The organism is Enterobacter sp. HG048 (assembly GCF_024702055.1).
Classification (GTDB): Bacteria; Pseudomonadota; Gammaproteobacteria; order Enterobacterales; family Enterobacteriaceae; genus Enterobacter; species Enterobacter dykesii.
This window is the reverse complement of sequence record NZ_JANLIZ010000001.1, coordinates 205862-230275: the sequence shown is the minus strand read 5'-3', so window position 1 is coordinate 230275 and position 24414 is coordinate 205862. Positions and strand designations below refer to the sequence as shown.

21 protein-coding genes are annotated in these 24414 nt (G+C 59.2%); 11 read left to right on the top strand and 10 right to left on the bottom strand.

Annotated features, from left to right (window positions below):
- Positions 1-5: 5 nt before the first annotated feature.
- Both ybjG and deoR read left to right on the top strand, forming a co-directional pair.
- On the top strand, positions 6-614 hold the full coding sequence (gene ybjG, locus NUX24_RS01140) for an undecaprenyl-diphosphate phosphatase (protein WP_047653217.1): 609 nt from the start codon (positions 6-8) through the stop codon (positions 612-614).
- A gap of 67 nt (positions 615-681) precedes the next feature.
- Positions 682-1440: a DNA-binding transcriptional repressor DeoR gene (gene deoR / locus NUX24_RS01135; protein ID WP_008503427.1), complete on the top strand. Its 759-nt coding sequence runs from the start codon at positions 682-684 to the stop codon at positions 1438-1440.
- Positions 1441-1507: 67 nt separating this feature from the next.
- Here the strand turns inward: deoR and dacC are convergent, their stop codons facing one another.
- The gene (gene dacC / locus NUX24_RS01130) at positions 1508-2713 is read right to left on the bottom strand and encodes a serine-type D-Ala-D-Ala carboxypeptidase (RefSeq protein ID WP_257829396.1); all 1206 of its coding nucleotides are present in this window, start codon (positions 2711-2713) and stop codon (positions 1508-1510) included.
- A 240-nt stretch (positions 2714-2953) separates the two neighbouring features.
- Between dacC and NUX24_RS01125 the strand changes: the two genes are divergently transcribed.
- On the top strand, positions 2954-3580 hold the full coding sequence (locus tag NUX24_RS01125) for a glutathione S-transferase family protein (RefSeq protein ID WP_257829393.1): 627 nt from the start codon (positions 2954-2956) through the stop codon (positions 3578-3580).
- Here NUX24_RS01125 and NUX24_RS01120 read toward each other — a convergent pair whose 3' ends face one another.
- Complete coding sequence (locus NUX24_RS01120) at positions 3581-4699, bottom strand: PQQ-dependent sugar dehydrogenase (RefSeq protein ID WP_257829391.1); 1119 nt, start codon at positions 4697-4699, stop codon at positions 3581-3583.
- Positions 4700-4805: 106 nt separating this feature from the next.
- Positions 4806-5189, bottom strand: coding sequence for a biofilm formation regulator BssR (gene bssR, locus NUX24_RS01115; RefSeq protein ID WP_047653221.1), 384 nt, complete (start codon positions 5187-5189; stop codon positions 4806-4808).
- Between the two features lie 216 nt (positions 5190-5405).
- Here bssR and rimO point away from each other — a divergent pair, with 216 nt between their 5' ends.
- Positions 5406-6731: a 30S ribosomal protein S12 methylthiotransferase RimO gene (rimO, locus tag NUX24_RS01110; protein WP_058841665.1), complete on the top strand. Its 1326-nt coding sequence runs from the start codon at positions 5406-5408 to the stop codon at positions 6729-6731.
- Between the two features lie 63 nt (positions 6732-6794).
- Here the strand turns inward: rimO and gsiD are convergent, their stop codons facing one another.
- The 5 genes from gsiD to iaaA are packed head-to-tail and all read right to left on the bottom strand — an operon-like array spanning position 6795 to position 13017.
- Positions 6795-7706, bottom strand: coding sequence for a glutathione ABC transporter permease GsiD (gsiD, locus tag NUX24_RS01105; RefSeq protein WP_257829385.1), 912 nt, complete (start codon positions 7704-7706; stop codon positions 6795-6797).
- A gap of 1 nt (position 7707) precedes the next feature.
- Positions 7708-8628: a glutathione ABC transporter permease GsiC gene (gene gsiC, locus NUX24_RS01100; RefSeq protein WP_023310911.1), complete on the bottom strand. Its 921-nt coding sequence runs from the start codon at positions 8626-8628 to the stop codon at positions 7708-7710.
- Positions 8629-8633: 5 nt separating this feature from the next.
- Positions 8634-10172, bottom strand: coding sequence for a glutathione ABC transporter substrate-binding protein GsiB (gene gsiB / locus NUX24_RS01095; protein WP_033145024.1), 1539 nt, complete (start codon positions 10170-10172; stop codon positions 8634-8636).
- 23 nt (positions 10173-10195) lie between these two features.
- Positions 10196-12067, bottom strand: a complete 1872-nt coding sequence (gsiA, locus tag NUX24_RS01090; RefSeq protein ID WP_257829380.1) for a glutathione ABC transporter ATP-binding protein GsiA — start codon at positions 12065-12067, stop codon at positions 10196-10198.
- 11 nt (positions 12068-12078) lie between these two features.
- Positions 12079-13017: a beta-aspartyl-peptidase gene (gene iaaA / locus NUX24_RS01085; protein ID WP_257829378.1), complete on the bottom strand. Its 939-nt coding sequence runs from the start codon at positions 13015-13017 to the stop codon at positions 12079-12081.
- 188 nt (positions 13018-13205) lie between these two features.
- Between iaaA and moeA the strand changes: the two genes are divergently transcribed.
- Complete coding sequence (moeA, locus tag NUX24_RS01080; protein ID WP_257829376.1) at positions 13206-14438, top strand: molybdopterin molybdotransferase MoeA; 1233 nt, start codon at positions 13206-13208, stop codon at positions 14436-14438.
- A gap of 1 nt (position 14439) precedes the next feature.
- Positions 14440-15192, top strand: a complete 753-nt coding sequence (gene moeB, locus NUX24_RS01075; protein WP_257829374.1) for a molybdopterin-synthase adenylyltransferase MoeB — start codon at positions 14440-14442, stop codon at positions 15190-15192.
- Positions 15193-15257: 65 nt separating this feature from the next.
- Here the strand turns inward: moeB and fsa are convergent, their stop codons facing one another.
- Positions 15258-15929, bottom strand: coding sequence for a fructose-6-phosphate aldolase (gene fsa / locus NUX24_RS01070; RefSeq protein WP_257829372.1), 672 nt, complete (start codon positions 15927-15929; stop codon positions 15258-15260).
- 128 nt (positions 15930-16057) lie between these two features.
- Here fsa and NUX24_RS01065 point away from each other — a divergent pair, with 128 nt between their 5' ends.
- From NUX24_RS01065 to NUX24_RS01050, 4 genes are all read left to right on the top strand, one after another.
- Positions 16058-16957 carry a glycyl-radical enzyme activating protein gene (locus NUX24_RS01065; RefSeq protein WP_257829370.1) on the top strand — a complete coding sequence of 300 codons (900 nt, stop codon included), beginning with the start codon at positions 16058-16060 and terminating at the stop codon, positions 16955-16957.
- Positions 16958-16961: 4 nt separating this feature from the next.
- Positions 16962-19394 (top strand): formate C-acetyltransferase/glycerol dehydratase family glycyl radical enzyme, encoded by a 2433-nt coding sequence (locus NUX24_RS01060; RefSeq protein WP_257829368.1) that lies wholly within the window; start codon positions 16962-16964, stop codon positions 19392-19394.
- A 121-nt stretch (positions 19395-19515) separates the two neighbouring features.
- Positions 19516-20331: a Cof-type HAD-IIB family hydrolase gene (locus NUX24_RS01055; protein WP_257829366.1), complete on the top strand. Its 816-nt coding sequence runs from the start codon at positions 19516-19518 to the stop codon at positions 20329-20331.
- Positions 20332-20480: 149 nt separating this feature from the next.
- The gene (locus NUX24_RS01050) at positions 20481-21737 is read left to right on the top strand and encodes a DUF1479 domain-containing protein (protein WP_257829364.1); all 1257 of its coding nucleotides are present in this window, start codon (positions 20481-20483) and stop codon (positions 21735-21737) included.
- On the opposite strand, the gene NUX24_RS01045 is transcribed toward NUX24_RS01050, so the two are convergent.
- Positions 21734-22807: a LacI family DNA-binding transcriptional regulator gene (locus NUX24_RS01045; protein WP_257829362.1), complete on the bottom strand. Its 1074-nt coding sequence runs from the start codon at positions 22805-22807 to the stop codon at positions 21734-21736. The genes NUX24_RS01050 and NUX24_RS01045 overlap by 4 nt on opposite strands.
- Positions 22808-23095: 288 nt before the next feature.
- Here NUX24_RS01045 and NUX24_RS01040 point away from each other — a divergent pair, with 288 nt between their 5' ends.
- Complete coding sequence (locus tag NUX24_RS01040) at positions 23096-24397, top strand: MFS transporter (RefSeq protein ID WP_014883122.1); 1302 nt, start codon at positions 23096-23098, stop codon at positions 24395-24397.
- Positions 24398-24414: the final 17 nt, after the last annotated feature.

Here is a 24414-nt window from a genome sequence, read left to right as displayed (position 1 = left end):
ACGCTATGTTAGAGAATCTGAATTATCAGCTGTTTTATCTGATCAACGCCACGCCAGCCTCGCCTGAGTGGACGATCGATTTTGCCACCTTCCTGGCAAAAGATCTGATCGGTATCGTGCCTGCACTGGCTGCGATTCTCTGGCTGTGGGGTCCCCGCAGCCAGGTGAAGGCGCAGCGCCAGCTGGTGATTAAAGTCGCGATGGCGCTCGGGGTAAGCGTCCTGGTCAGCTACATTCTCGGCCATGCGTTCCCGCACGATCGTCCGTTTGTCGATCGCGTCGGCTATACCTTCCTGCACCACGCGCCGGATGACTCGTTCCCGAGCGATCACGGTACGGTGATCTTTACCTTCGCGCTGGCTTTCCTGTTCTGGCATCGCCTGTGGTCCGGTGCGGTCCTGATGGTGGCGGCCCTGGCAATCGCCTGGTCACGCGTTTACCTGGGCGTTCACTGGCCGCTGGATATGGTGGGCGGTTTCCTGGTCGGGCTGATCGGCTGCGTGAGCGCGGCTATCCTGTGGAGCCTCTTCGGTGAAGCGCTTTACCGCACGCTGTCTTCGCTCTATCGCGCCATTTTCGCTATCCCGATCCGCAAAGGCTGGATACGTGACTAACCCCAACCTGACAGGTTACACTTGAGCCCCCGCCCTGCGGGGGTTCACTTTTTTATCCCGAGGAACTATGGAAACACGTCGCGATGACCGCATTGCTCAGCTGCTACAGGCGCTGAAGCGCAGCGATAAGCTGCATCTTAAGGAAGCCGCCAACCTCCTCGGCGTCTCAGAGATGACCATTCGTCGGGATCTGAACAGCGAAAGCGCGCCCGTCGTGCTGCTGGGCGGGTATATTGTGCTTGAGCCGCGTAGCGCCAGCCATTATCTGATCAGCGACCAGAAGACGCGCCTGGTGGAAGAGAAGCGCAAAGCCGCCCGGCTTGCGGCCTCACTGGTACAGCCGCACCAGACGCTGTTTTTTGACTGCGGAACCACCACGCCGTGGATTATCGAAGCCATCGACAGCAGCATCCCTTTTACCGCCGTGTGCTACTCCCTGAACACCTTTCTGGCGCTTCAGGAGAAACCCGAGTGCCGGGTGATCCTCTGCGGCGGCGAGTTTCACGCCAGCAACGCCATCTTTAAGCCGCTTAACCTGCAGGACACGCTCAGCAATCTCTGCCCGGATATCGCGTTTTATTCCGCCGCGGGCGTCAACGTGCGTCAGGGTGCGACCTGCTTTAACCTGGAAGAGCTTCCGGTGAAGCACTGGGCGTTAAGTGCGGCGCAGTACCATGTGCTGGTGGTCGATCACAGCAAGTTTGGCAAGGTGCGTTCGGCAAGAATGGGCGAGCTGGCGCAGTTTGACGCCATCGTCAGCGACTGCCGCCCGGACGACGAGATTGTGGCCCACGCGAAGGCGCAGCAGGTGAAGTTAATGTATTAAGAGGGATGCGGTCTGATGCCCGCACCCCGCCCCTCTCCCACAGGGAGAGGGAGAAAACCCAAAAGGTTTAGCTGAACCAGCTGCCGAACCAGCCGTGGAATTTCATCATCACGAAATCCCACATCCGGCTAAAGAAGCCGCCCTCTTCCACCGCTTCCATCACAATCAGCGGACGCTGTTCAATCGACTTCCCGTTTAGCTGGAAATCAATCGTCCCGACCACCTGGCCTTTTTTCAGCGGAGCCGTGAGCTGCGGGTCGGTCAGGGTATAGCTGGCCTTCAGGTTTTTCAGCTGACCGCGCGGAATGGTCACCGAGCCCGCCTCACCCGCGCCCAGGTTCACTTCGCTCTTGTCACCAAACCAGACGCGCTGGCTGACGAACGTGGCATCCGGCTTAATCGGCGTCACGGTTTCATAGAAGCGGAAGCCCCAGGTCAGCAGTTTTTCTGACTCATTAAAGCGAATGCGGTCGGTTTTGGTGCCCAGCACCACCGAAATCAGACGCATGTCGCCCTGGGTCGCGGAGGCCACCAGGTTATAGCCCGCGCCCGCCGTGGTGCCGGTTTTCATTCCGTCCACATTGACGTTGCTGCTCCACAGCAGGCGGTTACGGTTGGGCTGACGGATTTTATTGAAGGTAAACTCTTTCTCTTTATGGATGGCGTATTCATCCGGCACGTCGTGGATCAGCGCTTTCCCCAGCAGCGCCATGTCGCGCGCGGTACTGAACTGTCCCGGCGAATCCAGACCGTGAACCGTTTTGAACGTGGTGTTGGTTAAGCCCAGTTTCTGCGCGTAGCCATTCATCAAGCCAATAAAAGAATCCTGGCTGCCGGCAACGTAATCGGCCAGCGCGATACACGCATCATTTCCCGACTGAATAATTACCCCTTTGTTCAGATCGGAAACGGAGACCTGATCCCCCGGCTTCAGGAACATCACCGAAGAGCCCCGCAGCGCCGGGTTGCCGGTCGCCCAGGCATCTTTCCCGATGGTGACCATATCGTCCAGCTTGATCTTGCCCGCTTTCAGCGCCTGGCCGACCACGTAGCTGGTCATGATTTTGGTCAGGCTTGCCGGATCGAGTTTCTCATCCGCATCCCCTTCCGCCAGCACTTTACCGCTGGAATAATCCATCAGGATCCAGGCGCGCGCATCCACAGGCGGCGCTTCGGGCGCAGCCTGTTCAGCTGCATAGAGAGTTGGTGCAAACAGGAAAAGGAGCGCAGAGCCTGTCGCAAGGCTGCGCAGAGAAGTCATTTTACGCGTCATAAATGCCACCCGAGTGTCCATTCAAAAATTACGTCACATCACCGTGTCGCAAGAAGCGATGAGTAATAGCGCACTAAAACGGTTAAAGAAACCCAACGAGGGTAAAGTTATTAAAGTTTATGCAATAACATTCATATACGCTTTGATTCAGACGATTTTTTTGTCTTCTGTTGCGTAATTGTTAGGTTTATCTCACCATGGCGAACGCTGACCCGGATTCACAACTCATCAGGAGTAAATATGATTACGCTTTGGGGCAGGAACAACTCGACCAACGTTAAGAAAGTGCTCTGGACGCTCGAGGAGCTGGATTTACCCTACAACCAAATCATGGCCGGCATGTCGTTCGGCGTGAACAAAGAGGCCGACTATCTGGCCATGAACCCGAACGGCCTGGTGCCGCTGCTGCGCGATGATGAAACAGACGCGACGCTTTGGGAGTCCAACACCATTGTCCGCTACCTCGCCGCCCAGTACGGTCAGGGCCGCCTGTGGGTGGAAAGCCCGACCCGTCGTGCTCAGGGCGAAAAGTGGATGGACTGGGCGAATCAGACGCTATCCCCGACCCACCGCGTGATCCTGATGGGACTTATCCGCACGCCGGAAGCCGAACGCGATTATCCCGCTATTCACGCCGCGCAGGATGCCTGCGAAAACCTGTTTGCGATGATGGATGACGAGCTGGCGAAGCACGCCTGGTTCTCCGGCGAGGTGTTCGGCACAGGCGATATCGCCGTGGCGCCGTTCGTCTGGAACCTGACCAACATGGGCCTGAAGTGGACGCCGCGCCCTCATCTTGAGCGCTGGCTAAAACAGCTGAGCGATCGCCCGGCGTACCGTAACGTGGTGATGATCCCGGTCACCTGATTACGCACCGGACGGGCTGACTTTCAACAGCTGCCCGTCCGTCTCGTCGGTCAGCACATATAAATAGCCGTCCGGCCCCACCCGCACATCGCGAATACGTTTATCCCGGTCGCCCAGAATTCGTCCGTCCTCCGTGACCTTATTGCCCTCCACGCTCAGCACGATAACGTCCTTTTCCTTCAGCGCGCCGATAAACAGCTTGTTTTTCCACTGCGGGAAGACGTCGCTGTTGTAAAAGGCCATACCGCTCACGGCAGGCGACACTTTCCAGACGAACAGCGGTTTTTCGGTTCCCTCAACGTGCTCGCCTTTGGCTTCCGGAATTTTCAGACCGCTATAGTTAATACCGTGCGTCGCCAGCGGCCAGCCGTAGTTCTTTCCTTTCTCCGGGATGTTGATCTCATCCCCGCCGCGCGGGCCGTGCTCGTTCAGCCACAGCGCGTCGCTCCAGGGATTCATCGCCATCCCCTGCGGGTTACGAATGCCGTAAGACCAGATTTCGGGTCGTGCGCCGGGGGTATTCACAAACGGGTTATCCGGCGGCGCTTTTCCGTCTTCGGTGAGGCGCACCACTTTACCCTGCAGCTTGTCCAGGTCCTGCGCCGTCGGACGCTGGTTGTTCTCGCCAAGTCCGATAAAGAGCGAGCCTTTGCCGTCGAACACCAGCCGCCCGCCAAAATGGTTCCCGGTGGAGAGTTTCGGCATCTGGCGGAACACCACCTGGAATCCCTCGATGCGGGAATAGTCGTCGCTCAGGCGGCCATAGCCCACCGCCGTTCCGGCTTTGCCGTCACTCCCGGCTTCAGCGAAGCTCAGCCAGATGCGGCGTGATTTTTCAAAATCCGGGGCGAGGACCACGTCCAGCAATCCTCCCTGACCGTTTGCCCAGACCTTCGGCACGCCGACAATTGGATCGGAGAGCCCTTTTCCGGCCTGCCAGCGTTTGAGCTGACCGCCCTTCAGGGTCACCAGCAGCCCGTTATTATCCGGCAGAAACGCCAGAGACCAGGGATGATCGAGTTTGTTTTGCAGCACCTCGACCTTGACCGCCTCCGGGGCAGCAAGAAGCGAAAACGGCATGAACAGCGCAGGCAGGGAAATTAGCGAGGATCGTGGCATAACGCGCTCCTTTATCGGCACATGGCATAAAGATTAGCCACTGCGTCCGGGCGCGTTACCACTTTTACAAAAGCTTAATCAGAAGGGGGAGTCGCCTCCCCCGGAATCAGTGCTGTTCAAGCTGTTTGTGCTCGTTCAGGCACATGATGCATAGAGAGAGCGTGGTCAGGCAGTTTTCAAGCTTCTCCGCGTTAACAGCGATAAAGTTCGGGCAGTCGTGGCGTCCGTTCATCAGACACACCCCTGCAATGGAGAGCACTTCGGCAGCGCGGCGCAGCGCGATTTCTTCGCTTTCGCCGTATTTCGCCTGCAGGGTCGGTGCTTTTTCACGCATGAAATTGCAAAGTTCAAACAGGTTATCACGCAGATGTTCGCTTTCGCTGACTGACATATACCCTTTTGCCTTCCTCAACTGCAGGTACGCGGCCAGGTCGATTCGGGCGTTGATCAGCTTGTTAAGCAGATCGCGTTTAAGTCTGTCAACGGTCATGCTCTTTCCTCCTCTGTCAGCCATTGTGCATAATCAGGATAAGTTCATTTTTTGTACAGTTTAATGCCTGGGATCAATTTTTATTAACTGATTAACATTATTTACAATGTTACAACGTCTGCCCGGCGCATCAGCCTTGCAAAGAGTGTATAAATCCCCCGCGATACGCTGTAAAATCCCGCCCTGATAACTCCATAATTGATGAATTTTTAACCTATGAGCAATGTTACGCACCAGCCGAAAATCGGCTTCGTCTCCCTGGGCTGCCCGAAAAACCTCGTGGATTCCGAACGCATCCTGACCGAACTGCGCACCGAGGGCTATGACGTGGTGCCAAGCTACGACAACGCCGATATGGTGATCGTGAACACCTGCGGTTTTATCGACAGCGCGGTTCAGGAGTCACTGGAAGCCATCGGTGAAGCCCTGACGGAAAACGGCAAAGTGATTGTTACCGGCTGTCTGGGCGCGAAAGAAGACCAGATCCGCGAAGTGCACCCGAAGGTGCTGGAGATCACCGGCCCGCACAGCTACGAGCAGGTGCTGGAACATGTTCATCACTACGTGCCAAAACCAAAGCACAACCCGTTCCTGAGCCTGGTGCCAGAGCAGGGCGTGAAGCTGACGCCGCGCCACTACGCGTACTTAAAAATTTCCGAAGGCTGCAACCATCGCTGCACCTTCTGCATCATCCCGTCCATGCGCGGCGATCTGGTGAGCCGTCCGATTGGCGAAGTGCTGGCGGAAGCTAAACGTCTGGCCGACGCCGGCGTGAAGGAGCTGCTGGTCATCTCCCAGGACACCTCGGCCTACGGCGTGGACGTTAAACACCGCTCCGGTTTCCACAACGGCGAGCCGGTGAAAACCAGCATGGTCGGCCTGTGCGAGCAGCTGTCTAAGCTCGGTATCTGGACGCGCCTGCACTACGTCTATCCGTACCCGCACGTTGACGACGTGATCCCGCTGATGGCGGAAGGCAAAATTCTGCCGTACCTGGATATCCCGCTGCAGCACGCCAGCCCGCGTATCCTGAAGCTGATGAAGCGTCCTGGCTCCGTTGACCGCCAGCTGGCGCGCATCAAGCAGTGGCGCGAGATCTGTCCGGATCTGACCCTGCGCTCCACCTTCATCGTCGGCTTCCCGGGTGAAACCGAAGAAGACTTCCAGATGCTGCTCGACTTCCTGAAAGAAGCGCGTCTGGACCGCGTAGGCTGCTTCAAGTACAGCCCGGTAGAAGGCGCAACCGCCAACGAGCTGGCGGACCAGGTGCCGGAAGAGGTGAAAGAAGAGCGCTGGAACCGCTTCATGCAGCTGCAGCAGCAGATCTCTGCCGAGCGTCTGCAGGAAAAAGTGGGCCGCGAGATCATGGTCATCGTTGACGAAGTGGACGAAGAAGGGGCGATTGGCCGCAGCATGGCGGACGCCCCAGAAATCGACGGCGCGGTGTACCTGAACGGCGAAACCAGCGTTAAGCCGGGTGATATTATTCGCGTGAAGGTTGAAAACGCGGATGAGTATGACCTGTGGGGTAGCCGGGTTTAATCTCCCCGCTCCGCTTTTGTAGGCCGGGTAAGGCGTCGTCGCCGCCCGGCACATTTCACTTCCCTACCCCTTAATCCTCGGATCCAGCGCGTCGCGCAGCCCGTCCCCCAGCAGATTAAACGCCAGCACGGTCAGGAAAATGGCCAGACTCGGGAAGATCGCCACGTGTGGTGCAATTACCATATCCGCCCTCGCCTCGTTCAGCATCGCGCCCCACTCCGGCGTCGGAGGCTGCGCCCCTAGCCCCAGAAACGACAGGCTAGCCGCCGAGATAATCGACACGCCGATACGCATGGTAAAATAGACCACGATGGACGACACCGTACCCGGCAGAATATGGCTGAACAGGATGGTAGCATCGCTGGCCCCCATGCTGCGGGCGGACTCGATAAAGATCTGCTGTTTCAGCACCAGCGTGTTGCCGCGCACCAGCCGCGCGAACGCCGGAATCGAAAACACCGCGACCGCAATGATGACGTTCGCCATGCCGCTGCCCATGATCGCCACCACGGCAATCGCCAGCAGAATGCCGGGGAAGGCAAACAGCACGTCGCAGATGCGCATGATGATGCGGTCCCACCAGCCTTCGTAATATCCGGCAACGAGGCCCAGCACGGTACCGATGGCCGCGCCGATCAGCACCGCGAACACCCCGGCGGCAAGCGAGATTTGCGCCCCGACCAGCACGCGGCTAAAGATATCGCGCCCGAGGGAGTCCACGCCGAACCAGTGCAGCATCGACGGTCCGTCGTTCAGACGGTCGTAGTCAAAATAGTTTTCCGCATCAAACGGCGCAACCCACGGCGCTATCACCGCCACCGCAATCAGCAGCAGCACAAACAGCCCCGCGGTCATCGCGACCGGCTGACGACGAAAACGCCGCCAGAATTCAGACCACGGGGTGCGGACGTGGTCCGGTTTTAGCCCCGGCATTGCGTTTAAAACGGCCTGACGTCGCCAGTTCAACAATCGCATCTTACTTGTACCTGATGGCCGGGTTAATGGCAGCGTAGAGCACGTCCACCACTAAGTTGATAAGAATAAACTCCAGCGAGAAAAGCAGGACTTCCGCCTGAATCACCGGGTAGTCGCGCATCTCGACGGAATCGACCAGCAGGCGTCCCAGCCCCGGCCAGTTGAAGACCTTTTCCACGACGATCGAGCCGCCGAGCAGAAAACCAAACTGCAGCCCCATCATCGTCACGACCGGGATCATCGCATTGCGGAATCCGTGCTTGAGAATGACCCACTTCTCGCTGACCCCTTTTGCCCGCGCGGTGCGAATATAATCTTCGCTCAGCACGTCAACGAACGAGGCGCGGGTAAAGCGGGCCATTACCGCCGAAACGGCAGCCCCCAGCGTCATGGAAGGCAGGATGTAATGCTTCCAGGTATCGGCTCCGACGGTCGGCAGCCAGCCCAGTTCGACGGAGAAGATCTGCATCAGCAGCATCCCCAGCGCGAACGCAGGGAAGGAGATGCCGGTCACCGCCAGCGCCATGCCGAGCTTGTCCGGCCAGCGGTTGCGCCAGACGGCCGCGATAATCCCGGCGCCAAGCCCAAACACGACCGCCCAGCTCATGCTGGCTATCGTTAACCAGAACGTCGGCATAAAGCGGCTGGCAATCTCCTCCGACACCGGACGGCGCGACACCATTGAAATACCAAAATCGCCCTGCAGAACGTTACAGATATAATGGATAAACTGCATATACAGCGGCTGGTCGAGGCCAAGCTGCTTACGCACCAGGTCAATAACGGTAGCATCCGCTTCAGGCCCGGCGACCAGACGCGCCGGATCGCCCGGCAGCATATGGACAAACAAAAACACCAGGACCGCCACAATCAGCAGCGTCGGAATAAGCCCCAGCAGGCGTTTACAAACATAATTCAGCATGAGGTTTATTTTAAATCCGCATCGTCAAAGCTAAAGCCCGTGTCCGGCATGATGTAGAACCCGGTCAGCGCTTTGTTATGGGCTGACACCAGTTTCTCCACCACCAGCGGCACCCACGGTGACTCTTTCCAGATAATATCCTGCGCGTCCTTGTAGAGGCGCGCCTTCTCTTCCGGTTTGGTGGTTTTCAGGGCATCGGCCAGGTCTTTGTCCACCTGCGGGTTGCTGTAGAACGCGGTGTTGAACAGGGTTGGCGGCCAGTTCTGCGAGGCAAACAGCGGCGACAGCGCCCAGTCGGCTTCACCGGTCGAGGCCGTCCAGCCGGTGTAGAACATCCGCACGCCGCTCTCTTTCTGCCCTTTCCCCTCCACTTCTGCCGCACGCTGTCCGGCATCCATTGCGGTGACCTGCACCTTAATACCCACCTGCGCCAGCTGCTGCTGGGTAAACTGCAGCACCTTCTGGGCGGTGCTGTGATTATGCGAGGACCACAGCGTGGTGCTGAAACCGTTCGGGAAGCCCGCCTCTTTCAGCAGCTCGCGCGCTTTGGCCGGATCGTACGGCCACGGCTGATAGCTTTGCGCATATGCAATCGCCGGTGGCAGCACGCCGGTCGCCGGGGTGGCATAGCCGGCAAAGGCGACCTTCACCAGCGCCTGACGGTTAATGGCGTAGTTGATGGCCTCACGCACCTTCGGGTTATCAAACGGCTTTTGCGTGACGTTCATGCTGATGTAGCGCTGCATGATCGACGGGCTGGCGACCAGCTCCAGCTTGCTATTTTTCTGCAAAATGGCGGCCTGCTCATATGGGATCGGGAAGGCAAACTGCGCCTCGCCGGTTTGCAGCATCGCCGCGCGGGTGTTGTTGTCCACCACCGGGCGCCAGGTGATGGTGTCCAGCTTCGGCAGCCCCTGCTGCCAGTATCCGGCGAATTTCTTCACCTTCACAAAATCGGTCTGGTTCCAGGTGAGCAGTTCGTAAGGACCGGTGCCAACAGGGTGGAAGCCGATCTCCTTGCCGTATTTCTTCAGCGCGGCAGGAGAAATCATCGCCGTTGCCGGATGCGCCAGGATATTGATAAACGCGGAGAACGGCTCTTTCAGGGTGATTTTGACCGTCGCCGGGTCGACCACCTCGGTGCTGGCGATATTTTTATACAGGTTATAGCGCTTGAGGCTATTTTCCGGATTGCTGGCGCGGTCCAGGTTAACCTTCACCGCCTCCGCATTGAAGTCTGTCCCGTCCTGGAACTTCACGCCGGTCCTGAGCTTGATGGTATACACCAGCCCGTCGTCGGACACGGTATACCCCTCCGCCAGCACGTTTTTGAGCTTCATCTCTTTATCGAGGCCAAACAGGCCCTGATAGAACGATTTCGCCACCGCCTGAGAGAGCGTATCGTTGGCGTCATACGGATCGAGCGTGGTGAAATTGGAGCCGACGGCGACCACCACATCTTTGGCAGCGAACGCGGGGGCAGCGGCCAAGGCTGCCGTCACGCTCGCGGCTAACAACCACCTACGCGCTACAAATGTAACCATTGTGTTCTCCTGCCTGTTGTAAGTTATAACCGCGAAAAAGCGTTGTCCTGTCGCGGGGGAGCGACGAAATGACCCGGCCCGACCTCGCGCAGCGTCACGCGCTCCACGGCCTCGCCGCGTTTATGAATATTGCCCGGCATTTCATCCTGCAGCAGCACCCGCTGGCCGTGACGATGCGCGGGATCGGCAACCGGAACCGCCGCGATAAGCTTGCGGGTGTACGGATGCTGCGGGTTCTCAAACACCGCCCTTCGCGGCCCAATCTCCACGATCTGCCCCATAAACATCACCGCCACGCGATGGCTGATGCGCTCGACCACCGCCATATCGTGCGAGATAAACAGGAAGGCGATTCCCATATCCCGCTGTAAATCCAGCAACAGGTTGATGATTTGCGCCCGGATAGAGACATCCAGCGCCGAGACGGACTCATCGGCAATCACCACTTTCGGGTTTAGCGCCAGCGCGCGGGCGATGCAGATACGCTGCCGCTGTCCGCCGGAAAACTCGTGCGGATAACGCCAGGCGTGCTCCGGCATCAGGCCGACACGCTCCAGCAGCCAGGCCACGCGACGCTGGGCCGCTTCGCCGTCGAGCAGGTTATGCACCCGCAGCGGCTCCATGATCGAATACCCCACCGTATGGCGCGGATCGAGGGAGGCATACGGATCCTGGAAAATAAACTGAATATCCCGCCGCACCGCCTGCAGCCTGCTGTCCGGAAGGGTATCAATGCGCTCGCCGTTAAAGGTAATGCTGCCTTCCTGGGATTCCACCAGACGGAGCAACGCGCGCCCGGTGGTGGATTTACCGCAGCCGGACTCCCCCACCAGCGCCAGCGTTTCGCCCGGCCAGAGATCGAAACTGACGTTTTCCACCGCGTGCACTTCGCGCTTCACGCGGTTTAATACGCCGCTGCGCAGCGGAAAACGGGTGACCAGATCGCGCACTTCCAGAATGGGCTTACCCGGCACCACGGTGTCCTGCTCGCGCTCCTCCTCCTGCAGCTCAGACGCCTCAGGAGAAATCAGCGGGAAACGGCGCGGCAAATCGCTGCCGTTCATCGCCCCCAGGCGCGGAACCGCCGCCAGCAGCGCTTTTGTGTAAGGATGCACGGGCGCGTGAAAAATCTGCTCAACCGGGCCGGTTTCCACCGCGCTGCCCTTGTGCATCACCAGCACCCGATCGGCGATATCGGCGACTACGCCCATATCGTGGGTGATAAAAATCACCCCCATCTCCATCTCCTGCTGCAGCACTTTAATGAGCTGCAGGATCTGCGCCTGAATCGTCACGTCCAGCGCCGTCGTCGGTTCATCGGCAATCAGCACCGCCGGACGGCAGGAGAGCGCCATGGCAATCATCACCCGCTGGCGCATGCCGCCAGAAAGCTGATGCGGGTAGCGCCCCAGAATGGCCTGCGCCTCCGGAATGCGCACCAGCTCCAGCATCCGTCGGGCCTCGTTGAGCGCTTCATCGCCGCTCAGCCCCTGATGCAGGCGGATAGACTCGGCGATTTGTTCCCCGACCGGGAAAACCGGGTTCAGGGAGGTCATCGGCTCCTGGAAGATCATCGCAATGTCCGCCCCGCGCACGCCCTGCATCTGCGAACCGCTTAGCTCGTTTAAATCAATGACCTGACGGTTACGGCGGCGCAGCAGCATTTTCTCGCTGCTGATTTGCCCGCCCGTCTGCTCCAGCAGGCGCATCAGTGCCAGCGCGGTGACCGATTTTCCGGAACCGGACTCGCCAACAATCGCCAGCGTCTCGCCGCGCCTGAGCGTGAACGATAAATTCTGTACTGCGGGGATGAACTGCCGCTCTTCCTGAAACGCAATATTGAGCTGATGGACAGCCAGCACTTCGCGGTTGTCCAGTTTTTCACTGTGCGGCACGCGCTGCCCCCTTATTCACGATAGATGCCCGTGCTTGGTTCATCACCGGCATAACCCCAGGCGCGATACATGCCTTCGCTGTTGAACGGCAGAGCCACGTTGCCCTCACGATCCACCGCGATGAGCCCGCCGACGCCGCCCAGGGCGGGCAGTTTCTCCATCACCACGCGCTCGCAGGCTTCGCTGAGGCTTAAACCGCCGTAATCCATCAGCGCGGTGATGTCGTAGGCCGCGAGGGCGCGAATAAACACTTCCCCGGTTCCGGTACACGACACCGCCGCCGTCGCGTTATTGGCGTAGCAGCCGGCGCCCGGCAGCGGGCTATCGCCGACGCGTCCGGGCAGCTTGTTGGTCATCCCGCCCGTTGACGTTGCCGCCGCGAGGTTTCCGGCCTTATCCAGCGCCACCGCGCCGACCGTGCCCATTTTGGTGGTTTCATCCAGCGGCGCACTGTGGTCAAGCTGCGTCATGCCCGCCGAACGGGCTTCCAGCAGTTGCTGATAGCGCTCCTCTGTGGAAAAAAGATCCGGCGATACCGGTTCCATCCCGTGCTCGAAGGCAAACGTCTCTGCCCCGGCCCCCGTCAGCAGCACGTGCGGACTCGCTTCCATCACCAGACGCGCGGCCAGCACCGGATTGCGCAGATGACTCACGCCCGCCACGGCGCCCGCTTTCAGGGTGACGCCGTCCATCACGCAGGCATCCAGCTCGTGCGTTTCATCCCGGGTAAAGACCGAACCGATCCCCGCATTAAATAACGGACACTCTTCCAGCAGGCGCACCGCCTCGGTGACCACATCCAGCGCGCTTTCGCCCGATTCCAGCATTCTCTGGCCCGTTTCCACAATGGCGTACAGCGCGTCGATATAGCGCTTTTCCTGCTCGGGACTGAGCTGTGCTCGGGTGATTGCCCCGGCGCCACCATGAATTGCGATTACCGCATTAACCATTCGCATCACCCGTTAGCCTGATTTGCGGCTTTTTCTATAAATATCATTATCGTCGATGAAACTTCAGATGATTTTTGAATATAGAAAGACGTAACTGTGATGTAAAGCGTACACCCATCGGGTCATACAGTTAGCCGCACTTTTCTGCCATAATGAGCGCTTTCGTTGTTACTCCGCAGGAGCCCACCATGGATTTTACCGCCGGACTGATGCCGCTTGAGACGGCACTCACGCAGATGCTTAACCGAGTTTCCCCGCTGCATGACGTTGAGACGCTGCCCCTCGTGCGCTGTTTTGGCCGTATTGCCGCGCGCGATATCGTCTCTCCGCTTAACGTGCCGGGGTTTGATAACTCCGCGATGGACGGTTACGCGGTACGCCTGGCGGATCTCCAGACGGGTAACGCCCTGCCGGTGGCGGGTAAAGCCTTTGCGGGCCAGCCGTTTAGCGGTGAATGGCCTGCGGGAACCTGCGTGCGCATTATGACCGGCGCACCGGTTCCGGCCGGCTGCGACGCCGTGGTAATGCAGGAAGAGACCGAACAGACCGACGACGGCGTGCGTTTTACCGCGAACGTTAAAGCGGGCCAGAACATCCGCCGTACGGGCGAAGATATCACCCTTGGCGCGACGGTCTTTTCTGCCGGGCAGAAGCTGACGGCAGGTGAGCTGCCGGTGCTGGCGTCGCTCGGCGTGGCTGAAATCGACGTTATTCGTAAAGTGCGCGTGGCCGTTTTCTCCACCGGCGACGAGCTGCAGCTTCCGGGCCAGCCGCTGCAGGACGGCCAGATTTACGATACCAACCGCCTGGCGGTACACCTGATGCTCGAGCAGCTGGGCTGCGAGGTGATTAACCTCGGCATTATTCCTGACGATCCGGAAAAACTGCGCGCCGCGTTTATCGAGGCGGATAACGCAGCCGACGTAGTTATCAGCTCTGGCGGCGTCTCCGTGGGCGAAGCGGATTACACCAAAACCATTCTCGAAGAGCTGGGCGAAATCGCCTTCTGGAAGCTGGCCATCAAGCCGGGCAAACCGTTCGCGTTTGGCAAGCTCACGCACGGCTGGTTCTGCGGCCTGCCGGGTAACCCGGTCTCGGCGGCACTCACCTTCTACCAGCTGGTGATCCCGCTGCTGGCGAAGCTTTCAGGCAACAGCGCCAGCCCGCTGCCGGAACGCCAGCGCGTGCGCGCCGCCACGCGCCTGAAAAAATCGCCGGGCCGCCTCGATTTCCAGCGCGGCATTCTGGCGCGCAACGCGGACGGTGAGCTGGAAGTGAGCACCACCGGGCACCAGGGCTCGCACATTTTCAGCTCCTTCAGCCAGGGCAACTGCTTTATCGTGCTGGAGCGCGAGCGCGGCAATGTGGAAGCAGGCGAGTGGGTTGAGGTCGAGCGTTTTAACCACCTGTTCGGAGGCTGACATGACGGTGGAGCTGAGCGACCCGGAGATGATGCGCTACAACCGCCAGATTGTGCTGCGCGGGTTTGACTTCGAGGGCCAGGAAGCCCTTAAGGCAGCAAGCGTGCTGGTTGTTGGTCTGGGCGGTCTGGGCTGCGCCGCCGCGCAGTATCTTGCCGCGGCGGGCGTGGGCAGGATGACGCTGCTGGATTTCGATACCGTGTCGGTGTCTAACCTCCAGCGCCAGACGTTGCACAGCGATGCGACGGTTGGACAGCCGAAAGTGGACTCTGCACGCACGGCGCTGGCGCGCATCAACCCCCACGTTCAGTTCACCCTGATTGACGCGATGCTGGATGACGAGGCGCTGTCGGCGCAGATTGCGCAGCACGACCTGGTGCTGGACTGCACCGATAACGTCGCCGTCCGTAACCAGCTGAACGCGGGCTGTTTCGCCCACAAAATCCCGCTGGTCTCCGGCGCGGCGATCCGCATGGAGGGGCAAATCAGCGTCTTCACGTATGCGGAAGGTGATCCCTGCTACCGCTGCCTGAGCCGCCTGTTCGGCGAGAACGCGCTGACCTGCGTTGAGGCGGGCGTAATGGCGCCGCTGGTCGGCGTGATTGGCTCCCTGCAGGCGATGGAAGCGATCAAAGTGCTGGCGCGCTACGGCACGCCTGCGGCGGGGAAAATCGTGATGTATGACGCGATGACCTGCCAGTTCCGCGAGATGAAGCTGATGCGTAATCCTGGGTGTGAGGTGTGCGGAGGTTAAACCCTGTCGCTGCCTGATGCCCTCACCCCAGCCCTCTCCCACAGGGAGAGGGAGAAAATCGTAGGTTACCCCCGACAGATAGACGTCCTTCCAAACGCCCCCTGCCAGTCCTGCTCAAACTTCACAATCGCCGCATCCACGGCCGGAGAGGTGATAAACTGCTGCGCCACGTCCAGCGGCAGCGTGATGGACTCGCAGCCTGCCAGCAGACAGTCCAGCGCCTGACGCGGCGTTTTAAAGCTCGCGGCCAGCACCTTTGACTGCGGGGCGTGCAGCGCCAGCAGCTGTTGCAGTTCAACCACGGTCTGGATCCCGTCCCCGCCCTGCGCGTCCACGCGGTTAACGTAAGGCGCCACATACTCAGCCCCCGCCAACGCCGAGAGCATCCCCTGTGCGGCACCGTAAACCGCCGTACCCAGCGTCGGGATCCCTTCCGCTTTCAGCATCTTGATCGCCGCCAGCCCTTCGGCGGTCACCGGCACTTTTACTACCAGGTCGTTGATGATGGCGCGCAGCTTACGCGCGTCCTCCACCATCCCTTCGGCGGTGGTCGCCATCACCTGCGCGAAGAGACGGCCTTTGCCGCCCAGCGCGTCGTGCAGCGCTGGCAGCAGCTCGTCCAGCGGCGTTTTACCTGCCGCCACAATGCTTGGGTTAGTGGTCACGCCCGCCAGCGGGAAGATACGCGCCAGCTTTTTGACTGCCGCAACGTCAGATGTGTCGAGATAAAGTTCCATGATGTCACCCTCAAATTTAGCCTGCACTTACCCTATCACGACAAAACCTGCTCAGTAGTTGACCTGCATCAAGATAACTTTCATTCGAAAGTCATTTAATCTTCATATGCAATACGAGAGGCGAAATCATGATCTTCAATATTCAGCGTTACTCTACCCACGACGGCCCCGGTATTCGAACCGTGGTGTTCCTGAAAGGCTGCTCGCTGGGCTGTCGCTGGTGCCAGAACCCGGAAAGCCGCTCCCGCAGCCGGGACGTGCTGTTTGATGCACGCCTGTGCCTTGACGGCTGCGACCTGTGCCAGCAGGCGGCACCGGCCTGCATCGAACGCGCGCTGAACGGTCTGGTTATCCACCGTGAGAAGCTTGATGAAGCCACGCTCAACGCCCTCACCGACTGCTGCCCTACGCAGGCGCTGACCGTCTGCGGTGAAGAACAGCAGGTCGGGGAGATCATGGCGACCGTACTGCGCGATAAACCCTTTTACGACCGCAGCGGCGGCGGGATCACCCTCTCCGGCGGCGAGCCTTTTATGAACCCTGAGCTGGCGCACGCCCTGTTTAAAGCCAGCCATGAACAGGGGATCCACACCGCCGTGGAAACCTGCCTTCACGTGCCGTGGCACTACATCGAGCCGTCATTACCGTACGTCGATCTGTTCCTCGCCGACCTGAAGCACGTCGACGGTGAGGTGTTCAAACAGTGGACGGACGGCTCGGCTAAGCGAATCCTGGATAACCTGAAGCGCCTTGCTGCCGCCGGGAAAAAAATCACCATCCGCGTGCCGCTGATCCAGGGCTTTAACGCTGACGAAGCGTCCATCACCGCCATTACTAACTTCGCCGCCGACGAACTCGGCGTCGACGATATTCATTTTCTGCCGTATCACACGCTGGGCATGAACAAATACACCCTGCTCGGCCAACCCTACTCTGCCCCTGACAAACCGCTGGATAACCCTGCCCTGCTGGACTTCGCGCAGCAGTACGCTTGCCAGAAAGGGTTAACCGCGACCTTACGAGGATAAACCTATGACGACCCTGAATCTCAACACCCTCAGCGAGCGCATCAAGGCGCACAAAACGGCGCTGGTGCATATCGTTAAGCCGCCGGTCTGTACCGAGCGCGCGCAGCATTACACCGAAATGTACCAGCAGCACATGGACAAGCCGATCCCGGTACGTCGCGCTCTGGCGCTGGCGCATCACCTGGTCGAGCGTACCATCTGGATCAAACACGACGAGCTGATTATCGGTAACCAGGCCAGTGAAGTGCGCGCCGCGCCGATTTTCCCGGAATACACCGTCTCCTGGATTGAGAAAGAGATCGACGATCTGGCGGACCGCCCGGGCGCGGGCTTTGCGGTGAGCGAAGAGAACAAGCGCGTGCTGCACGACATCTGCCCGTGGTGGCGCGGCCAAACGGTGCAGGATCGCTGCTACGGCATGTTCACCGACGAGCAGAAAGGCCTGCTGGAAACCGGCATTATCAAAGCCGAAGGCAACATGACTTCCGGCGACGCGCACCTGGCGGTGAACTTCCCGCTGGTGCTGGAGAAAGGTCTCGACGGCCTGCGCGCCAAAGTGGCCGAGCGCCGCTCGCGCATTAACCTGACGGTGCTGGAAGACCTGCACGGCGATCAGTTCCTGAAGGCGATCGATATCGTTCTGGAAGCGGTGAGCCTGCATATCAAACGCTTCGCCGATCTGGCGCGCGAGATGGCCTCCACCGAAACCCGCGCAAGCCGCCGCGACGAGCTGCTGGCGATGGCGGAAAACTGCGACGTGATTGCCCACGAGCCGCCAAAAACCTTCTGGCAGGCGCTGCAGCTGTGCTACTTCATTCAGCTGATCCTGCAAATTGAGTCCAACGGCCACTCCGTCTCCTTCGCGCGTATGGACCAGTACCTGTATCCGTACTACCGCCGCGACGTGGAGCTGAACCAGACCCTCGACCGCGAGCACGCCATTGAGCTGCTGCACAGCTGCTGGCTGAAATTGCTTGAAGTGAATAAGATCCGCTCCGGCTCGCACTCGAAAGCCTCTGCCGGCAGCCCGCTGTACCAGAACGTTACCATCGGCGGCCAGAAGCTGGTCAACGGTGAGCCGATGGACGCGGTGAACCCGCTCTCCTACGCAATTCTGGAATCCTGCGGCCGCCTGCGCTCCACCCAGCCGAACCTGAGCGTGCGCTATCACGCGGGCATGAGCAACGACTTCCTCGATGCGTGCGTGCAGGTGATCCGCTGCGGCTTCGGGATGCCCGCGTTCAACAACGATGAAATCGTCATTCCGGAATTCATCAAGCTCGGCGTTGAACGTGACGACGCCTACGACTACGCGGCCATCGGCTGCATCGAAACCGCGGTGGGCGGCAAGTGGGGCTATCGCTGCACCGGCATGAGCTTTATCAACTTTGCCCGCGTGATGCTCGCCGCGCTGGAAGGCGGGCGCGACGCCACCAGCGGCAGGGTGTTCCTGCCGCAGGAGAAAGCGCTCTCCGCCGGTAACTTCGACAATTTCGACGAGGTGATGGCGGCGTGGGACAGCCAGATCCGCTACTACACCCGTAAATCCATCGAGATTGAGTACGTGGTGGACACCATGCTGGAAGAGAACGTCCACGATATTCTCTGCTCGGCGCTGGTGGACGACTGCATCGAGCGCGCGAAAAGCATCAAGCAGGGCGGCGCGAAGTATGACTGGGTCTCCGGCCTGCAGGTGGGCATCGCTAACCTCGGCAACAGCCTGGCTGCTGTGAAGAAGCTGGTGTTCGAACAGGGCACTATTGGTCAGCAGCAGCTGGCGGCGGCGCTGGCGGATGACTTCGACGGGCTGACCCACGAGCAGCTGCGTCAGCGCCTGATCAACGGCGCGCCGAAGTACGGAAACGACGACGACAGCGTGGACATGCTGTTGACGCGCGCCTATCAGACTTACATTGAAGAGCTGAAGCAGTACCATAACCCGCGCTACGGCTGTGGCCCGATTGGCGGTAACTACTACGCGGGCACGTCATCCATCTCCGCAAACGTGCCGTTTGGCGCGGCAACGATGGCCACCCCTGACGGTCGTAAGGCGCATACCCCGCTGGCGGAAGGGGCAAGCCCGGCCTCCGGTACAGACCACCTCGGCCCGACGGCGGTAATTGGCTCGGTGGGTAAACTGCCGACGGAAGCGATTCTCGGCGGCGTGCTGCTGAACCAGAAGCTGAACCCGTCGACGCTGGAAAACGACAGCGATCGCCAGAAGCTAATGGTGCTGCTGCGCACCTTCTTCGAGGTGCATAAAGGCTGGCATATCCAGTACAACATCGTCTCGCGCGAAACGCTGCTGGAGGCGAAGAAACATCCTGACCAGTACCGCGACCTGGTAGTGCGCGTGGCGGGCTACTCGGCGTTCTTTACCGCCCTGTCGCCGGATGCGCAGGACGATATTATCGCCCGTACTGAGCATACGCTGTAAAAAACCGCCCGGTAAGGCGAAGCCGCCACCGGGCTTTCTGACTTTCATTCGAAATTAAATTTGTGCTCCTCGTCACCTTGTTATTAGAATGTTTCAAAACGCAGTGACCCAGGAGCACAGTATGACCGTTAAAGTTATCGTCACCGATATGGACGGAACTTTCCTTGATGATGCCAAGCAGTACGATCGTGACCGCTTCCAGGCACAGTTTGAACAGCTTAAAGCCCGCGACATTGAATTCGTTGTCGCCAGCGGCAACCAGTATTACCAGCTCATCTCCTTCTTTCCGGAGCTAAAAGATCGGATCTCCTTCGTGGCGGAAAACGGCGCGCTGGTGTTCGATCGCGGCGAGCAGATTTTTCACGGCGAGCTGACCCGCCATGAATCGCAGATCGTGATTGGCGAACTGCTGAAGGACAAAGGGCTGAACTTTGTGGCCTGCGGGCTGGAGAGCGCGTACGTCAGCGACCAGGCTCCTGAAGAATTCGTTGCGCTGATGTCAAAGCACTATCACCGCTTAAAGCGCATCAGCGATTATCGCGAAATTGACGACGTGCTGTTTAAGTTCTCCCTGAACCTGCCGGACAGCGATATCCCAAATCTGGTGGATAAACTGCACGTCTCCCTGGACGGCATCATGAAGCCGGTCACCAGCGGCTTTGGCTTTGTGGATTTGATTATCCCCGGCCTGCACAAAGCCAACGGCATCAGCCGTCTGCTGAAACGCTGGAAAATCTCCCCGCAGGAGTGCGTGGCCATTGGCGACAGCGGCAACGATGCCGAGATGCTGAAGCTGGTGAAATATTCCTTTGCGATGGGCAACGCGGCAGAGAGCATTAAAGAAATCAGCCGCTACAGCACAGACGACAACAACCATCAGGGCGCGCTGAACGTCATTCAGGCCGTGCTCGACAACCATTCCCCGTTCGACGTCTGATCTTTTCCTCGCCGGAGCGTCGCTCCGGCCTGTCACTCTTTTTCCGTCCTGTGGCTTGCGTCAAGTTTTTAAACTTGCATTAACTTATTTTTAACTTAAAGTATCACTTGTAGACATTTTTACTTTCGAATGAAAGATGCGAGGCAGTTATGACCTTTACCAGTGAAACTTTGCCGGCGGATCACAAAGCGGCAATCCGTCAGTTAAAACGTGAGCTGCGCGCGCAGATCGGCGACGTGCAGGCGGTGTTTAATAAGCTCAGCGACAAAATTGCCACCCGCGTGGCGGAAATTAACGCCCTTAAGAACAAAGGCGAATCCGTCTGGCCGGTGATTCCGTTTGCGGATGTGAAAAACGGCACAATTACCGACGCACAGCGCGAGGCCGTTAAACGCCGCGGCTGCGCGGTGATTAAAGGTCATTTCCCGCGCGAGCAGGCGCTGGCGTGGGATCAGTCGATGCTCGACTACCTCGATCTGAACAGGTTTGACGAGGTCTACAAAGGCCCGGGCGATAACTTCTTCGGCACCCTGACGGCCTCTCGTCCGGAGATTTACCCGATTTACTGGTCGCAGGCGCAGATGCAGGCGCGCCAGAGCGAAGAGATGGCGCAGGTGCAGTCGTTCCTGAACCGTTTATGGACATTCGAGAGCAACGGCAAACAGTGGTTCGACCCGGACGTGAGCGTGATTTACCCGGATCGTATCCGCCGCCGTCCGCCGGGAACCACCTCGAAAGGGCTGGGCGCGCATACCGACTCCGGCGCGCTGGAGCGCTGGCTGCTGCCGGCTTACCAGCAGGTCTTTGCCCGCGTGTTTGACGGCAACGTCGAGAAATACGATCCGTGGAACGCCGCGCACCGTACCGAAGTGGAAGAGTATACCGTCGATAACACCACTAAATGTTCGGTGTTCCGCACCTTCCAGGGCTGGACGGCGCTGTCGGACATGATCCCCGGCCAGGGGCTGCTGCACGTGGTGCCGATCCCGGAAGCGATGGCCTATATTCTGCTGCGTCCGCTGCTGGACGACGTGCCGGAAGACGAGCTTTGCGGCGTCGCGCCGGGGCGCGTGCTGCCGGTTTCAGAGAAATGGCACCCGCTGCTGATCGAGGCGCTGACCAGCATTCCGGCACTCGACGCGGGCGATTCCGTGTGGTGGCACTGCGATGTGATCCACTCCGTCGCGCCGGTGGAAAATCAGCAGGGCTGGGGCAACGTGATGTACATCCCTGCCGCGCCGATGTGCGAGAAGAACCTCGCCTACGCCAAAAAGGTCAAGGAAGCGCTGGAAACCGGCGCGTCGCCGGGAGACTTCCCGCGTGAGGATTATGAAAAAAGCTGGCAGGACCGCTTTACCGTGAACGATCTCAACATCCACGGCAAGCGCGCGCTGGGCATGGTTTAACTGTCGTACAGCCCTTCCCGCTCCACGGCGGTGCGTCGTTTCCCCTGACGTATCCGCCGTACCGATTCCCGCACGGCCAGCGTGCCGTTAAGCAGTAACGTCCCCACCGGTGCTTCCGGGCGCATGAGCCGCTGCTGGAGCATATAAACTGCTTCTGTTCCCAGCTCATCGCGGGGAACATGCACGGCCGTCAGAGGCACATCCTGGATTGCCGCCAGGTTAAAGCCGTCAATGCTCATCACCGACACGTCCTGCGGCACGCGCAGGCCGTGGTTTTGTAAGGCGCTAATGGTGCCCGCCGCCATAAAGTCGCCGCCGACCAGGAACGCGGTAGGTAAATCCTTCCCCTGCATTTCGCTGAGCCAGCCGCTGACCATCTGTTCCGTTTCGCGCGCGCTGAAGCTGGGCACAACCAGCAGATCGCGTTTATCGTTGAATTTCAGGTTGTGAGACTGCCACGCGTCGCGGATCCCCGCCAGGCGCAGCTCCATGGTGTAGCGGCGCAGGCACAGCACATTCATCACCTCACGGTGTCCCATCTCGAACAGGTACTCCGCCGCCCGTTCGCCAATGGCGCGATGATCCGGCGCGACGGCAGGCAGACGCATGTGACGGTCGCGGCAGTTAATCAGCATGCAGGGTTTCCCCACGTCCACCGCCAGATCGTGGATATGGGGATCGTCAATGCCAAGAAGGATTGCCGCCTGGGTGTCCGCTTCGTTCATGCGTGCCAGAAACAGCTGGGCGTCGCTGTCGTTCTCCTCCAGCGCGCAGTAGCGAAGGCGCACATCGTGGGACGCAAGGCCTTTACTCACGCTCTGGATCACGCGGTAGTAAAAGATGTCGGACCGCTCGTCAAACGCCCGCTGCGGGGCAAAAACCACCAGGCTGTTAAGCAGCAGACGCCCTGCCGCCATGCCGTCCATCACCCCCAGCTCCCGCGCGCACGCCAGCACCTTTGCGCGCGCTTTTTCACTGGTATTCGCTTTTCCCGCCAGCACCCGCGACACGGTGCTGATCGAGAGCTGCGTTCGGGCGGCGATTTCGGTGATTTTTAGCCTTTTGTCCATTTTGTGATCTGGCTCCATTTGCGAAATGAAAAAATTTTCATAGCGTATTGGTCAGGCAATAGCTGACATAAACACCATCATGCCAGAGGGTTTATGTCAGTTATGAGAAATTTTGCACAAAATCCACTTTTGCCCACTCATTTTCTTCCTTAAGGTGAACTTGTCACACAACTTCCATACTAGTTGTATACCAACTTAAGCATTTTAAACGGATAGAAATCAAAGGCATAAAAATCCGTGTGACACCTGAACCTCCGTCCCCTTAGCGTCCGTCTTGTGGAGAGTAAAATGAGTCAGGACATCAATAACACCGTAGCGACAAGCAAAACCCGTCGCGTCATCAAGAACCTGCGCTGGTACGTGCTGGTGCTGTTCTTACTTGGCGTCACCGTTAACTACATCACCCGAAACTCACTCGGGATCCTCGCCCCGGAACTGAAAGAGAGCCTCGGGATCACCACCGAGCAATACTCCTGGATCGTCGGCGCGTTCCAGATCGCCTATACCATTTTCCAGCCCCTGTGCGGCTGGCTGATTGACGTCATCGGCCTGAAGATCGGCTTTATGGTCTGCGCCGGGATCTGGGCGCTGATGTGTATCTTCCACGCGGGCGCCGGAAGCTGGCTGCATCTGGCTATTCTGCGCTTCTTTATGGGTGCCTCTGAGGCCGCCGCTACCCCGGCAAACGCCAAAACCATCGGCGAATGGTTCCCGAAATCAGAGCGACCCGTTGCCGCCGGCTGGGCGGGCGTGGGCTTCTCCATCGGCGCGATGCTGGCCCCGCCTATCATCTACTTTGCTCACGCCTCGTTCGGCTGGCAGGGCGCGTTTATGTTTACCGGCGTGCTGGCGCTGCTGTGGGTGATCCTGTGGTGGGCGTTCTACCACAACCCGGAGCAGCACCCGAACCTGAGTAAGGACGAGCTGGCGTTTATCAAGCAGGATAACGAACCGCCTGCCGTCAAACTGCCCTTCCTGACCGCGCTGAAAACCGTCTCGAAAAACAAACGCTTCTACGGTATCGCCATTCCGGCCTTTATGGCGGAGCCGGCCTGGGCGGTGCTGAGCTTCTGGGTGCCGCTGTACCTCGCCAAAGAGCACGGCATGGACCTGAAGCAGATTGCGATGTTTGCCTGGCTGCCGTTCCTCGCCGCCGATCTGGGCAGCGTGGCGAGTGGCTACCTGACGCGTCTGTACACCCGTCTGTTCGGCTGCTCGCGCGTTAACTCGGTCGTTGCCAGCTCCGTGACGGGCGCGTTCCTGATGATCTCTCTGGGCATCGTGGCCATTACCCGCGACCCGTATATCACCATCGTGCTGATCTCCATCGGCGGCTTCGGGCACCAGATTATCTCCTGCATGCTGAGCGCCCTGGTCGTGGAGTCATTCGACAAAGGCCAGATGGCGACCGTAAACGGCATGCGCGGCTCTGCGGCGTGGATCGCCAGCTTCCTCTTCTCGCTGTTAATCGGCGTGACCGCCGACAAAATCGGCTTTAACCCGCTCTTTATTGCCATGGGCTTCTTTGACCTGATTGGCGCTGTCTTCCTGGTAGCATTTATTGCTGAACGTCGCGCCAAGCGCGCCTGATAGTGGATGTATTGCAT